Below are 12,866 nucleotides of genomic sequence, written 5' to 3'. Positions count from 1 at the left end.
TTACCTATCTGTCATGAACAACAAGTGATAAAATTGAATATGAAAAACTAAGAAGGAGTGATTAAAAGGAATGGACCTTAAATTACTAAAAAAGTTATTAGAATCTGATGATTTAAAAGAAGTGGAACATTTGTTAGATGTAGTTGGAACTGAACAGGTCAAAGAAGCCATTCCACTCCTTGTAGAATTTTTTAAAAAGACAAATAACCATCAACTAAGGAATCAAATTGCATTGTGCCTTAGTGATATTGGTAGCGATGAAGTAGTAAAACCAATAATAGATATGATTAACAATCCTAAGACTTTAGGTAATAGGGGTACACTTCTTTACTCTCTTGAACCGTTCGATTGTTCCGAACATCTTGATTCTTTAGTTCATCATTTGATAACTGGAAATTTTGAAGTCCAAGCTGAAGCATTTCAACTTATCCAATCAATGAATGGCAGATTCCCAAATGAAATGTTATTAAAAAGTATAGAAACGCTTAAAGATGAACTATCTGAATTAGAACGTAAACAGAATGTACTTTCAGAGACGTTAGAACGGCTGTACTCATTCAAACAGAATTAATTTGCTATATTTCCTTATTCAGCTAACGGGTGCTTGAGTACAAGAAATTATGGCTGTTACAGCAGCCTTTTTTGCACATACAAGGATTTAGGGGGGATTAATTTTGGAAGATTTTAAACAAGCAATAAAAAAAGGCGAATTTGTTAAAGCAAAGCAGCTTTCTAAGACTATGGATTTGGAAGCTTTAACAGAAACACTTTTCCTTATAGCATATGATGATGAGACAATTGCTCCCTATGGATTTGCGAACTACTTATTATTTGATAAGGAAACCTCTGAGTTACATTACTTAGCGTCATTTCTACTTTGTATGGGATTGAATCATTTAGATGGTGCATATCAAACATCATTTTTCCACGCAAAAAGAGCAATAGAATTAGCTCCAGAAGATATTAGTTATAAAGAGTATTTATTACTTTTTTTTGAAATGCCTGAGCCTTTGCTTAGTAAAGATGAAGCTACAAAAATAGCTAAAGAAATTTTAAAAGTGGACCCAGAAAACAAGGCTGCATTGTCGGTGATAAATGGGGACATTCATTAAGATTCTTATTCAATAATCAGTTTGTGAATAATTGTACTTAAACAAACGGGTGCGATTGTTCAATAAGAGCAATCGCTTTCCTCATTCCGCTAACGTGGCAGGTTTGTGAAATAAAGTTTTATAAAAGTATCTGGATAAGTGGGTAAAAAAGCACACACCATAAATAAGTAATCAATACCGACCAGTATTCCAGTGACAGTAACTAGACTAAATTGTCGTATCCCTAAATAAGAAAAGGCGACACTCTTATTGAAATATCAGCCATAAACTTTAATTATTCGGTGTCTTTTGTTGGGATAGTTTTTGTTTATCGGTAGTTCCAGGTGGTTGTTCTAGCCATTTGTTATCAATCATGATGTTAACTCCGTCCTTAGCATACTGAGCGACTTCTAGCGATAAGCGTTCATAATTTAGAAAAAGGTCTGTTCTTTGACTTGCCACCGCTCCAGTTGCGTAATTTCCTGAACCAGTCGCACTTAACAATGCCATATGAGACATGGCTAGTTTGTCTGAGAATGGCGGTGTAGTTGAATTTGTTATAGCAACATCTGGTGAAACTGGTGGTTGTATATCATTGTCGAGTAGAGTTGCAGAAAAAATCTGCATATGCTTTTTTGAAATATCGTTACCTCTTAACATCCACTTTTGTATATTTTTTCTCGGTGATGTTTGAGCAAAACTAATAGAAAGATGACTACCTATTAAATTGGTTTGAATGTTCATATAAAGATGAGATATTTCAACTGTGTTTAAAGGGCGTTGCTTATTGAAAAGAGAAAAACCACTTAAATAACTTTTGCTATCTACGTAATCAGTCTTTGTTGGGTATGCAATATACGGTGCTCTTACAAACAATCCTTTAGAAAGTGCGACATCTGAACTTCTGTCGAATAAAATTGACGTTTCTTTTAGTCCTTCCATAAAATAACCCCTTACATCTTTTCTTGCACTCATGGAAACGAGTCCACTATAAGCAAGTAAACCAACCTTTGCCATGTGGTTTATGTAAGTCAGCATAAATGAATCAGTATATAGGCGAGGAGCATTTAAATTGACATCTTCGTTAGTAAATCCTGTTGGTAATGGCAATTGTTCTTCTTCGAAAAGATGAGTTAGTTTTTCTATATGAGAAACTGTAAGGTCATATGCAAACTGTATAATAGGCTTTATCTCTGCGTCTTCAACATGTACTAGAAAATAACCAAGAATGCACTTAGCCATACTATCGTTCATATAGCCAGTCCAAGTACAAGCGATTTCTGATGATGTTAGGTTGATCATATTCCGTACCCCCTCCAAAGATATATATATTGGTATATTCTTTCCGAATAAACTTGTTTTTATGTAGCCTAAGATGACCTTGATAGTGTGGTAATCCAGTCATAAAATGCAAATAAGACGACCAATCCGCAAGTCAGCCGTGCATCGAATACTTACCTACTGTAAACTACCGCTTGGAAATTTATTAGTATCTATTAAGTGCGGTTTTGAATTGTACATTGTGATTTTCCAATTTTGCTTAAGATACAACGCAAAAAGCATTAACTCTTTGACGTAATCAGGTGGTTTAACGCCGAATATAACTTCTAAAAAGATTTTAATTCTTCATCCTGACCTGCTATTGGCATAAAAGGGAATTAAATATATTCGTAAAGGTATACCATTATAAACACTAGGACTCTACTTAAATATTAATGTTTTATTTGTTTTTAAAGGTATAAAAGGATATTTACAAACGTTTGCAAAATAATATATATATTTATAAACTATCGTGATATAATTTAAGTATCTAATCTAACAGCATCAAGGAGATACTTACATCATGAAAAATAAAACGTTTGGTTACATTCGAGTTAGCGGCAAAGATCAAAACATAGATCGACAGCTTAATGAAATGCTTGAGTTAGGAATTAATGAAAGGGATATATTCATTGATAAAGAGAGTGGAAAAAATTTTAATCGCCCGCAATACACAGCGTTAAAGCAGTGTTTACGTGAAGGAGATTTAGTGTATATCAAATCAATTGACCGTTTTGGCCGCAATTCCAAAGAAATTAAAAAAGAATGGGAAATCATTACCTCCGAAATAAAAGCTGATATAAAGGTAATTGATATGCCGTTATTGGACACAACACAATATAAAGATACTTTAGGTACATTTGTTTCAGATTTAGTTTTGCAGGTTCTTTCTTTTGTTGCTGAAAAAGAAAGAGAAGATATTAATAAAAGGCAACGGGAGGGCATTGAGTCTGCAAAAGCAAAAGGTAAACATTTAGGCAGACCAAAAATGAACCTAGGCTCATTATCTGATAAGCAATTAAAAATTCTAAAAGCAAATTATGAACAATGGAAAAGGAAGGAAATGACAGCCGTTGATTTTATGAATCAAATGGAATTAAAGAAGAACACATTTTATAAAATCATAAAAGAATATGAAATTGGGGTTATATTACGGGAGGAAGAAAATTGAAGGACATAATTATACGACAAATAACTGAACAGGACATACAGTTCGTAAAGGAAATCTACAATCAAGGTATTGAGGACCGAATTGCCACTTTAGAAACAGATATAAAGGATTATTCCTACATGAAAGATTGGTTTGATAAGCATACTGGCCGATATAAGGCAATTGTAGCTGAGGAAGAGGGACATATTGTGGGATGGGCCTCTTTAAACCAATACAATAACCGATGTGCTTATGGTGGAGTTGCTGATCTTTCCGTTTATATTTCAAGAGAATACAGAGGAAAGGGAATTGGAAAAAAGCTTTTGGTTAGGCTTGAATTCCTAGCCAAAGAAAATGGATTTCATAAAATGGTGCTTTTTACGTTCCCGTTCAATCAATTAGGACAAGGGTTATATAAAAAAATGGGTTATCGAGAAGTAGGTGTGTTTAAAAACCAAGGGGTTCTAGATGGTGAATTTGTTGATGTTATGGCTATGGAAAAATTATTATAACCGCTATAAATGAGATTGATAGCTTAGGTTATCAGTCTTTTTATTTACAATAACTTTAAATTAAAATACTTGATTTAAATTGTTGATTGTTCTAATATATAAGCGAATAGTTATATGCCAATTTAAACGATGATATCAATAATACGATATGCATAATTTTCATTAATTCAACACAAAATTATAAAACCTTTATAATTTAATGGTTTTTAAATAAGTAAATTACTATTTGCTTATATGTATAAAGAGGAGGTGTATACCATGTTGAAATCAATAGTTGAATTAGAAAGTGCTGCCAATGTTTTAAAGTTATTGGGTGATAAAACGCGCTTGACCATTATAGCTATTTTAAAACAACGTGTGTGTTGTGTATGTGAATTTCTTGAAGTGTTTGATATGAGCCAGCCATCAATTAGCCAGCATCTTCGAAAATTAAAAGATGCAGGAATGGTTAAAGAGGAAAGAAGAGGCCAGTGGATATATTATTCCCTTAACCATGAAAGTGAGCATTATGGACTTATTGAAGATATTTTGGAACATGTTCCAGACCAGACAGATAAAATCAAAATGATTGAAAAGGCGAATCCGACACTTCAATGCGGATGTTAGCTTTATTTTAAATAGGGAGTGAGAAAATGAGTAATACAGAAAAAAAACGTCTATCGTTCCTGGATCGATACCTAACGCTTTGGATTTTTCTTGCTATGGCAATAGGAATTGGCTTAGGATTTGTCTCTCCTGGATTTGTAGACAGTATGAACAGTTTGCAGATAGGAACTACATCTATTCCACTTGCCATTGGCTTAATATTAATGATGTATCCTCCATTAGCAAAAGTTCGTTATGAGGAGATTGGGCGAGTATTTAAAGATGTAAAAGTCTTAGCTTTATCGCTTGTACAAAACTGGATCATTGGACCAATTCTAATGTTTTTATTAGCCATTATTTTTCTTCCTGATAAACCAGAGTATATGGTTGGTCTTATCATGATTGGTTTAGCTCGTTGTATTGCGATGGTTATTGTATGGAATGATCTTGCAAAAGGAGATACGGAATACGCTGCTGGTTTAGTAGCATTCAACTCTATTTTCCAAATGTTATTCTTCTCTGTTTATGCATATGTGTTTGTAACCATCATCCCTGAATGGATAGGAATCCAAGGGGCAGTTGTAAATATTACGATGATAGAAGTAGCTAAATCAGTTTTCATCTATCTTGGAATACCTTTTATAGCTGGAATGATTACACGTTTTACGTTGGTAAAGGCTAAAGGCAGACAATGGTATGAAAAAGTGTTTATTCCTAAAATCAGTCCTATTACCTTAATTGCTTTACTATTTACGATTATTCTTATGTTCTCATTAAAAGGGGACGCTATTGTAAGCTTGCCATTAGACGTAGTTCGTATAGCAATTCCTTTATTAATTTACTTTGTAATAATGTTCTTTGTTTCCTTTTTCATGGGGAGGAAAATTGGAGCGAACTACCCTGTAACAACAACTCTTGCTTTTACAGCTGGAAGTAATAACTTTGAATTAGCGATTGCTGTGGCTGTTGGTGTATTTGGAATCCATTCTGGTGCAGCTTTTGCGGCCGTTATTGGACCACTTGTAGAAGTACCTGTCATGATTGCATTGGTAAACGTGGCATTATGGTTTAAAAGAAAATATTTTAAAGAACATGCAGCCTAAAACTAATAATAAAGGTGGAAATCAACATGGAAAACAAAAAGAAACTTTACTTCTTATGTACAGGAAACTCTTGCAGAAGCCAAATGTCAGAAGGTTGGGCAAAGAAACATTTAGGTGACGAGTGGGAAGTACGCAGTGCGGGTATCGAAGCTCACGGATTAAACCCTAATGCTGTAAAAGCAATGAACGAGGCTGGCATTGATATTTCAAAACATACTTCTGATATTATTGATCCTGAGTATTTAAACAATGCCGATTTAGTTGTAACTTTATGTGGTGACGCTGCTGATAAATGTCCAATCACACCACCAAAAGTTAAACGAGTTCATTGGGGATTTGATGATCCCGCCAAAGCTCAAGGAACAGACGAAGAAAAATGGGCATTCTTCCAACGTGTGCGTGACGAAATCGGAGATCGCATTAAGCGTTTTGCGGAAACTGGTGAGTAAGAAAGAATTTAATAGCCAAGAGTAATAAATACTCTTGGCCTTAATTTTAGCATCCATATAAGTAAATGCTTATATTGAAACCCTTTAGGAGGTTAGATAAATGAGTAAAGTTGAGATATTTGACCCAGCATTGTGCTGTGCTACTGGTGTATGTGGTCCCAGTGTAGATCCAGAGTTAACCAGAGTGGCAACTGCTATCTTTCTATTAGAGAAAAAAGGATATGACATAAAACGATATAACCTTGGATTTGAACCCGCCATTTTTGTTGAAAACAAAGAGGTGAACAAAGTTCTTCACGAAAAGGGTCCAGATTCACTCCCAGTAACCTTAGTTGAAGGTAAAATTGCTAAAGTTGGAGCATATCCAACCAACGATGAATTTGCGGAATGGTTTGGAGTAACAGCTGAGGAACTTAGCGAAAAACCAAAACCACGTCTTACAATTGATTTAAAACCATCGAAATAAGAAAGAAGTGAAGTTCATGTTTCAATCTTTCCATCCGAAAATGATTGTGAACACCAAGTTTTTATTTTTGACAGGAAAAGGTGGAGTAGGGAAGACATCGACTGCGTGTGCAACAGCTGTAGCACTAGCTGATGAAGGGAAAAAGGTCTTGCTGGTAAGTACGGACCCTGCCTCAAACTTACAGGATGTATTGGAAGTTGGGCTAACGAATATTCCAATGGCAATCCAAAGTGTACCGAACCTATATGCTTGTAATCTGGATCCTGAAGAAGCTGCAAGAGCATACCGAGACAGAATTATTGGACCCTATCGAGGAAAGCTTCCTGACGCAGTAGTCGCTACTATGGAGGAACAATTATCAGGTGCTTGTACAGTTGAAATTGCAGCATTCGATGAGTTTACAAATCTATTGGCTGATCCTAATGTAGTTAATGCTTACGAGCATATCATCTTTGATACGGCACCTACGGGTCATACTCTACGGCTTCTTCACTTGCCAACTGCGTGGAGTGGCTTTTTAGAAGAGAACACACATGGTGCCTCTTGTTTAGGTCCTTTATCTGGGTTGTCAGAAAAGAAGCAAGTCTATTCCGTTACAATGGACGCTCTATCGGACTCAACAAAAACAACGCTCATTCTTGTTGCAAGACCCGATGAGTCTTCACTACTTGAGGCAAACCGTGCATCAAAGGAATTAAAAGAAATTGGTATTTCAAACCAAGCTCTCATTATTAACGGTTTAATGCAATCTTATCTGCCAGACGATAAAGTTTCAACTGCATTTTATGAACGACAACGTAATGCCATAAAGCAAATGCCAAACGATTTAAAACAAGTTGTGACATATTCCTTACCGTTTGTTCCCTATTCCTTAACAGGTGTTCAAAACTTACGTTTCTTATTTAAACGGTATACAATGCCAGCTACACGAACAGAGGTTGAAGACAATACTATATCTCTACCTGCCTTAAATGAAGTGATTGAACACTTCTCCTTAAATAATATTAGAGTGATTTTTACAATGGGGAAGGGTGGTGTTGGAAAGACCACCATGGCATCCACAATGGCCGTTGGATTAGTAGAAAAGGGTCATAAAGTACATTTAACCACAACAGACCCCGCTGCCCATTTAGAGTTCGTTTTTCAAAAAAGTGAACTAAATGAACAATTAACCATTAGTCGTATTAATCCGACAGAAGAGGTTGAGGCTTACAAGGCAGAAGTGTTATCGAAGGTAAGTAATGATCTTGATGAAGAAGCACTTGCCTATATTGAAGAAGACCTAAACTCTCCTTGTACGGAGGAGATTGCCGTATTTCGTGCTTTTGCAGAAGTGGTGGCCCGTTCAAAGGATGAAATCGTTGTGATTGATACAGCTCCAACTGGGCACACCTTACTCCTTTTAGATGCTGCTCAGTCTTATCATAAAGAACTAGCCCGTTCAACAGGGGAGATACCTGAGAGTGTGAAAACACTGTTGCCTCGTTTAAGGAATCCAAAAGAAACCAGCGTGGTCATTGTAACATTAGCTGAGGCCACTCCAGTGTTAGAAGCTAGTCGATTACAGGACGATTTAAAACGTGCAGATATAACCCCTAAATGGTGGGTAATTAACCAGAGCCTTTACGCCACTGAAACAAAAGATCCTGTATTAAAGGGAAGAGCAGAAGCTGAAAAAGGTTGGATTAACAAAGTGACCACTGAATTAGCAGAAAAATGTGCAATAGTCCCTTTAATGAGTGAAGAAAACACAGGATACAACCAGTTAAAAAAGTTTATTGACTGATAACGGGGGGGAACCGTATGGAAAAGGTCGTTATTCTTGGAACAGGTCCTGCTGGTTTAACAGCAGCGATTTATTTAGCAAGAGCAAACATGAGGCCACTGGTTATTGAAGGCAATCAGCCAGGTGGACAATTAACGTTAACCACAGAGGTCGAGAACTTCCCAGGATTTGTAGATGGCATTATGGGCCCAGAATTAATGGATAATATGAGAAAACAAGCAGAACGTTTTGGTGCAGAATTTAAAAGAGGTTGGGTTACCGATGTTGACCTATCTAAAAAGCCATTCACCTTACAAGTAAACGGATTAGGAGAAATACAAACGGAATGTCTTATCCTTTCGACAGGTGCATCAGCTAGACTGCTTAATATTCCTGGTGAAAAAGAGAATATTGGTCGAGGGGTTAGCACTTGTGCAACTTGTGACGGTTTCTTTTTCCGTGGAAAAAAAGTCATTATTGTTGGTGGTGGAGATTCTGCTATGGAAGAGGCAAACTTCTTAACGAAATTCGCATCAGAAGTTACCATTATTCACCGTCGAGATAAGCTAAGATCATCAAAAATTATGCAGGATCGTGCAAAAGAAAATAACAAAATTTCTTGGGCACTTAACAAGGTACCATTAGAAGTGCTCTCAGATGGCGTAAAAGTGACAGGCCTAAAGGTCCGTGACAACGAAACAGGTAAAGAAGAATTAATCGAAACGGACGGTATTTTTGTAGCTATTGGACATACACCAAATACTGCTTTCCTAAATGGTCAAATCGATACCGATGAGACAGGGTACATTAATGTTATACCTGGAACAACAGAAACCAATATTCCTGGTGTTTTTGCATGCGGAGACGTTCAAGATAGGAAGTATCGCCAAGCCATAACAGCAGCAGGAACGGGTTGTATGGCAGCACTAGATGCAGAACGGTATCTCGAAAGCAATGCTTCTCATGATTGGAGCAAATCATTATAAAAGGTGGAGAAATCATGACTACAAAGAACTATAATGAATTGATTAAAGATCGGATTTATTTCGGCGGGGCAGATGATGTGAAAGATATGATGGAAAATGAAAAAGCCGATGTTATTTTCGATTTGCGGGCAGAGTCACATGAGAACAAGTCAGGCTACGAACGTATTCATAGCCCAATCGTGGATGATGCCGAACATCAAGACGAATCAATCAAAAAATCGATTGACCACGTTGTAAATGCCTATAATGAAGGGGAAAAAGTTTATTTTCATTGTGGCGGCGGAAGCACCCGTGCGGGAACTGTCGCAGTTGGAACCTTATTGTCATTAGGTAAAGCGAAGACAATTGATGAGGCTGAAGAAATGGCTAAGGCAGCACGTCCAAAAGTTAATGTAAAGCCTCAAATGAAAGAAGCGTTACAACGCATTTATCCTAATGCTTATTAAGATTAATGGATAAGACTTTTTAATTTCCTGAATGTTAAAAAGCAAGTAAGATAAGTAAGAATAAAATTTTTTGAAAGGTGATGGACAAATTGAATATCACAGATCAAGCACGTGATGTATTAAAGCAACTGCTCCAAGAACACGATGCAAAAAACATTCGTGTCTATTTTGGAGGAATGTCTTGAGGGGCTCCAAAAGTTGGGCTGGCTTTGGACAAGCCAGATGATAATGATAAAGTAGTAACCATTAATGAAATACAAGTTGCAATTGATCCTGACATTGAACCTTATACTGATGGTCTTACTCTTGATTTTAATCAAGAGGCAAATGGTCTCGTGTTATTAGGAAATGAAAGTAACTGTTGTTAGATAAGAGCATAGAGAGTAGTTAGCAAATCAAGGGCTAACTACTCTTTTCTTATTTTTGTTGCCACTTTCAAGCATGTAAATAGTATCTATTTTGCAAAAGCTATTCAAATAGTATATTAATTGGACTAATACCGACATTTCAAACCTTCCCATCATTTGGTCGGGGTTATGCTCATATGGAGGGGTTTTTATTCTTCTTTCTGTCCTATGGGGATGGGGAATTGATAAAAAAACTCCTGACACATACGATTGGATTGGTGCTATTATTTGTTTAATAGGGGTTTCTGTTATGTTATGGGCAGCAAGACATTAAACCATTAATAAGGAGTTAAAAAAATGGTTATACAGGCAAATATGTCACCTAAAGCGATTGTTAAATTCTGGGAAGGAACAAGGGAGATTTTTGAAAAATATAATGTCCCGCAATCTGAAAAATCATTACAAGATCTTGTAGAGAGTCATCTCCTTACTTCTCTTTTAAGTGGATTAAACAGTGCTGTGGGAAGTTCTAATTTAACCTGTGTAGAAGGCGGCTGACAAATGCCAACCAAAAAGGGGTAGGCTACTCCTTAAAATCTCTAATAAATGATAAAAGAGCACCAGAACTGTGCTCTTTTTTGTTGAATTAATCTTTGTTATTCCAGAGTTACTTCGTTGAATTGGAGCAATAATGGGTGTCTTTATAATAACTCCCACTCTATTACCTCTAAAAATGAGTTGGTAACCTCTATTCTCATAAAAGAGAAAGGTATAAGTTTAATCAGTAAAATTTTCATACCCCTACCGTGGTTGTTTAAAATAATAATAAGATTTGATAAAACCTTTGTATTATTGTTTGCTGTTTATTGGTTTATCATTGAATACATAACCTTAAAATTAGGTGTCATAAGGCATGAAAATGGTTGGACGTTATTGTATGCTTTGCCATACGATATAATAGCTTTTTTCTTTATAGGATTACACTCCAAAAAACCATTGCAAACTTACTTATTATCGATAATTGCTACTGTATTTTTTCTATGGTTTTTCCATGTCCCAGTAATAAATGGAAAGTGATATTTGAAAATACTAATTGTAACATATTCCACTCAACAGATAACATGCGTTAATTTCAAATTAAAAGGGTATGTTATTTAACAATATTTTAGAAGCTTTAAATATGGGGGGTAATTACTTGGAGCAACTATCTTATAAACAGTCATGGTTTATGAATGTGAAAGGAGATATACTATCGGGAATAGTAGTTGCACTTGCGTTGATTCCTGAAGCTATTGCTTTCTCCATAATAGCTGGGGTTGACCCAATGGTTGGACTGTATGCCTCTTTTACTATTGCAGTCGTTATTTCTTTTGTAGGGGGAAGACCTGGAATGATTTCTGCTGCTACGGGGGCCATGGCCTTAGTATTTACTGAATTAATAAGGGAACATGGACTTCAATATCTTTTAGCTGCCACGATATTATGCGGTGTCTTCCAAATAATATTTGGAATGTTTAAATTGGCTCGATATATGAAATTTATCCCACGATCAGTTATGGTTGGTTTTGTTAATGCTTTAGCTATTTTGATTTTCATGGCTCAATTGCAACACTTTGTCGGAGAATCGTGGATTATCTATGTATTAGTCGGAGCCACTTTAGCCATTATTTATCTGTTTCCGTATATCACTAAGGCCATTCCCTCCACTCTCGTAGCTATAGTAGCAATTACAGCTTTAGTAATTTTTATGAAGATTAATGTGAGAACCGTAGGTGATATGGGAGCCATTACACAAACATTACCAACATTTTTAATACCTCAAATCCCAATCACATGGGATACTTTAGTGATTATTCTACCTTATTCGCTGGCACTTGCTGTTGTCGGTCTAATAGAATCGCTTTTAACAGCCTCCATTGTCGATGATATGACTGATTCAGGAAGTAATAAAAATGCCGAATGTAAAGGTCAGGGAATGGCTAACATTGTGGCTGGTTTTTTTGGCGGAATGGCAGGATGTGCAATGATTGGTCAATCTGTTATTAATGTTAAGTCAGGTGGAAGGGGCAGGTTATCGACTTTTATTGCAGGTGTCTTTTTGATGTTTTTAATTGTCGTTTTGGGGAAAATCGTTGTACAGATTCCGATGGCCACATTGGCTGGAGTCATGATTATGGTATCCATTAGTACTTTTGATTGGAATTCTATACGAACACTTCACATACTTCCAAGAAGTGATGCGATAGTGATGATTGTTACTGTCCTTTCAGTTGTTTTGACAGATAATCTAGCTATCGGTGTTATTGCAGGTATTTTATTGAGTGCCATCTTCTTTGTGTCTAAGATTTCTAAAATTAGTGTAAAAAGTAAGAAGGAAGGGAATAAAAGAACATATTTTGTAAATGGGGAACTATTTTTTGCATCTGTAACCGAGCTTTTAACGAAATTTGATTACAAGGAAAATATCAAAATTGTTGAGATAAATTTAAGTCGTTCCCATGTATGGGATGACTCAGCAGTGGCAGCAGTCGATAAGATTGTTTCAAAGTTTGAAGAAAATAATATTATGGTAAATGTAACAGGATTAAACGAGGATAGTACAGAATTAGTAAATAAACTAGCTAATAAACTGGGAACACATTAAGG

At 36.0% G+C, this 12,866-nt stretch carries 15 protein-coding genes and 1 pseudogene; 15 read left to right on the top strand and 1 reads right to left on the bottom strand.

Annotation, left to right across the window (positions count from 1 at the left end; genetic code table 11):
• Nucleotides 1-70 precede the first annotated feature (70 nt).
• Both J7E67_RS22635 and J7E67_RS22630 read left to right on the top strand, forming a co-directional pair.
• A complete protein-coding gene (locus J7E67_RS22635; RefSeq protein WP_214732881.1) occupies nucleotides 71-571 on the top strand; it encodes a HEAT repeat domain-containing protein in 501 nt (166 codons plus the stop codon).
• Between the two features lie 103 nt (nucleotides 572-674).
• Nucleotides 675-1,112, top strand: coding sequence for a hypothetical protein (locus J7E67_RS22630; RefSeq protein WP_214712758.1), 438 nt, complete (start codon nucleotides 675-677; stop codon nucleotides 1,110-1,112).
• A gap of 270 nt (nucleotides 1,113-1,382) precedes the next feature.
• Here J7E67_RS22630 and J7E67_RS22625 read toward each other — a convergent pair whose 3' ends face one another.
• Nucleotides 1,383-2,393, bottom strand: a complete 1,011-nt coding sequence (locus J7E67_RS22625) for a DUF3231 family protein (RefSeq protein WP_214712756.1) — start codon at nucleotides 2,391-2,393, stop codon at nucleotides 1,383-1,385.
• Between the two features lie 541 nt (nucleotides 2,394-2,934).
• On the opposite strand from J7E67_RS22625, the gene J7E67_RS22620 reads away from it, so the two are divergent.
• The 13 genes and pseudogenes from J7E67_RS22620 to J7E67_RS22560 all read left to right on the top strand — a co-directional run bounded on the left by J7E67_RS22620 (nucleotide 2,935) and on the right by J7E67_RS22560 (nucleotide 12,864).
• Nucleotides 2,935-3,582, top strand: a complete 648-nt coding sequence (locus J7E67_RS22620; protein ID WP_214712754.1) for a recombinase family protein — start codon at nucleotides 2,935-2,937, stop codon at nucleotides 3,580-3,582.
• The gene (locus J7E67_RS22615; protein ID WP_214712752.1) at nucleotides 3,579-4,073 is read left to right on the top strand and encodes an arsinothricin resistance N-acetyltransferase ArsN1 family A; all 495 of its coding nucleotides are present in this window, start codon (nucleotides 3,579-3,581) and stop codon (nucleotides 4,071-4,073) included. The genes J7E67_RS22620 and J7E67_RS22615 overlap by 4 nt, the downstream gene beginning before the upstream one ends.
• Before the next feature lie 258 nt (nucleotides 4,074-4,331).
• Complete coding sequence (locus J7E67_RS22610) at nucleotides 4,332-4,679, top strand: ArsR/SmtB family transcription factor (protein WP_214712745.1); 348 nt, start codon at nucleotides 4,332-4,334, stop codon at nucleotides 4,677-4,679.
• Between the two features lie 26 nt (nucleotides 4,680-4,705).
• On the top strand, nucleotides 4,706-5,761 hold the full coding sequence (gene arsB / locus J7E67_RS22605; protein WP_214712743.1) for an ACR3 family arsenite efflux transporter: 1,056 nt from the start codon (nucleotides 4,706-4,708) through the stop codon (nucleotides 5,759-5,761).
• A 26-nt stretch (nucleotides 5,762-5,787) separates the two neighbouring features.
• Entirely contained in the window at nucleotides 5,788-6,210 is a 423-nt protein-coding gene (gene arsC, locus J7E67_RS22600) for an arsenate reductase (thioredoxin) (RefSeq protein ID WP_214712741.1), read from the top strand.
• A 100-nt stretch (nucleotides 6,211-6,310) separates the two neighbouring features.
• On the top strand, nucleotides 6,311-6,676 hold the full coding sequence (gene arsD / locus J7E67_RS22595) for an arsenite efflux transporter metallochaperone ArsD (RefSeq protein ID WP_214732880.1): 366 nt from the start codon (nucleotides 6,311-6,313) through the stop codon (nucleotides 6,674-6,676).
• 16 nt (nucleotides 6,677-6,692) lie between these two features.
• Nucleotides 6,693-8,462 carry an arsenical pump-driving ATPase gene (arsA, locus tag J7E67_RS22590; RefSeq protein WP_214712731.1) on the top strand — a complete coding sequence of 590 codons (1,770 nt, stop codon included), beginning with the start codon at nucleotides 6,693-6,695 and terminating at the stop codon, nucleotides 8,460-8,462.
• A 17-nt stretch (nucleotides 8,463-8,479) separates the two neighbouring features.
• Nucleotides 8,480-9,427 carry a thioredoxin-disulfide reductase gene (gene trxB, locus J7E67_RS22585; protein WP_214712730.1) on the top strand — a complete coding sequence of 316 codons (948 nt, stop codon included), beginning with the start codon at nucleotides 8,480-8,482 and terminating at the stop codon, nucleotides 9,425-9,427.
• 14 nt (nucleotides 9,428-9,441) lie between these two features.
• Nucleotides 9,442-9,873 carry a protein-tyrosine phosphatase family protein gene (locus J7E67_RS22580; RefSeq protein WP_214712728.1) on the top strand — a complete coding sequence of 144 codons (432 nt, stop codon included), beginning with the start codon at nucleotides 9,442-9,444 and terminating at the stop codon, nucleotides 9,871-9,873.
• A 209-nt stretch (nucleotides 9,874-10,082) separates the two neighbouring features.
• On the top strand, nucleotides 10,083-10,241 hold the full coding sequence (locus J7E67_RS22575) for an iron-sulfur cluster biosynthesis family protein (RefSeq protein WP_214712727.1): 159 nt from the start codon (nucleotides 10,083-10,085) through the stop codon (nucleotides 10,239-10,241).
• Between the two features lie 113 nt (nucleotides 10,242-10,354).
• Nucleotides 10,355-10,554, top strand: a pseudogene (locus J7E67_RS22570) (YnfA family protein).
• 23 nt (nucleotides 10,555-10,577) lie between these two features.
• Complete coding sequence (locus J7E67_RS22565; RefSeq protein ID WP_214712725.1) at nucleotides 10,578-10,778, top strand: hypothetical protein; 201 nt, start codon at nucleotides 10,578-10,580, stop codon at nucleotides 10,776-10,778.
• A gap of 637 nt (nucleotides 10,779-11,415) precedes the next feature.
• Nucleotides 11,416-12,864, top strand: a complete 1,449-nt coding sequence (locus J7E67_RS22560) for a SulP family inorganic anion transporter (protein WP_214712718.1) — start codon at nucleotides 11,416-11,418, stop codon at nucleotides 12,862-12,864.
• Nucleotides 12,865-12,866 lie beyond the last annotated feature (2 nt).

Source organism: Bacillus sp. ISL-46, from assembly GCF_018613205.1.
The sequence above is the reverse complement of the archived record's forward strand: the minus strand, read 5'-3'. Positions and strand labels throughout refer to the sequence as shown.

Bases quoted from the DNA above. Each gene is read 5' to 3' on its own strand.
- J7E67_RS22635 (WP_214732881.1), top strand. From the start codon at position 71: ATGGACCTTAAATTACTAAAAAAGTTATTAGAATCTGATGATTTAAAA.
- J7E67_RS22625 (WP_214712756.1), bottom strand. From the start codon at position 2,393: ATGATCAACCTAACATCATCAGAAATCGCTTGTACTTGGACTGGCTAT.
- J7E67_RS22620 (WP_214712754.1), top strand. From the start codon at position 2,935: ATGAAAAATAAAACGTTTGGTTACATTCGAGTTAGCGGCAAAGATCAA.
- J7E67_RS22610 (WP_214712745.1), top strand. From the start codon at position 4,332: ATGTTGAAATCAATAGTTGAATTAGAAAGTGCTGCCAATGTTTTAAAG.
- arsB (WP_214712743.1), top strand. From the start codon at position 4,706: ATGAGTAATACAGAAAAAAAACGTCTATCGTTCCTGGATCGATACCTA.
- arsC (WP_214712741.1), top strand. From the start codon at position 5,788: ATGGAAAACAAAAAGAAACTTTACTTCTTATGTACAGGAAACTCTTGC.
- arsD (WP_214732880.1), top strand. From the start codon at position 6,311: ATGAGTAAAGTTGAGATATTTGACCCAGCATTGTGCTGTGCTACTGGT.
- arsA (WP_214712731.1), top strand. From the start codon at position 6,693: ATGTTTCAATCTTTCCATCCGAAAATGATTGTGAACACCAAGTTTTTA.
- trxB (WP_214712730.1), top strand. From the start codon at position 8,480: ATGGAAAAGGTCGTTATTCTTGGAACAGGTCCTGCTGGTTTAACAGCA.
- J7E67_RS22580 (WP_214712728.1), top strand. From the start codon at position 9,442: ATGACTACAAAGAACTATAATGAATTGATTAAAGATCGGATTTATTTC.
- J7E67_RS22565 (WP_214712725.1), top strand. From the start codon at position 10,578: ATGGTTATACAGGCAAATATGTCACCTAAAGCGATTGTTAAATTCTGG.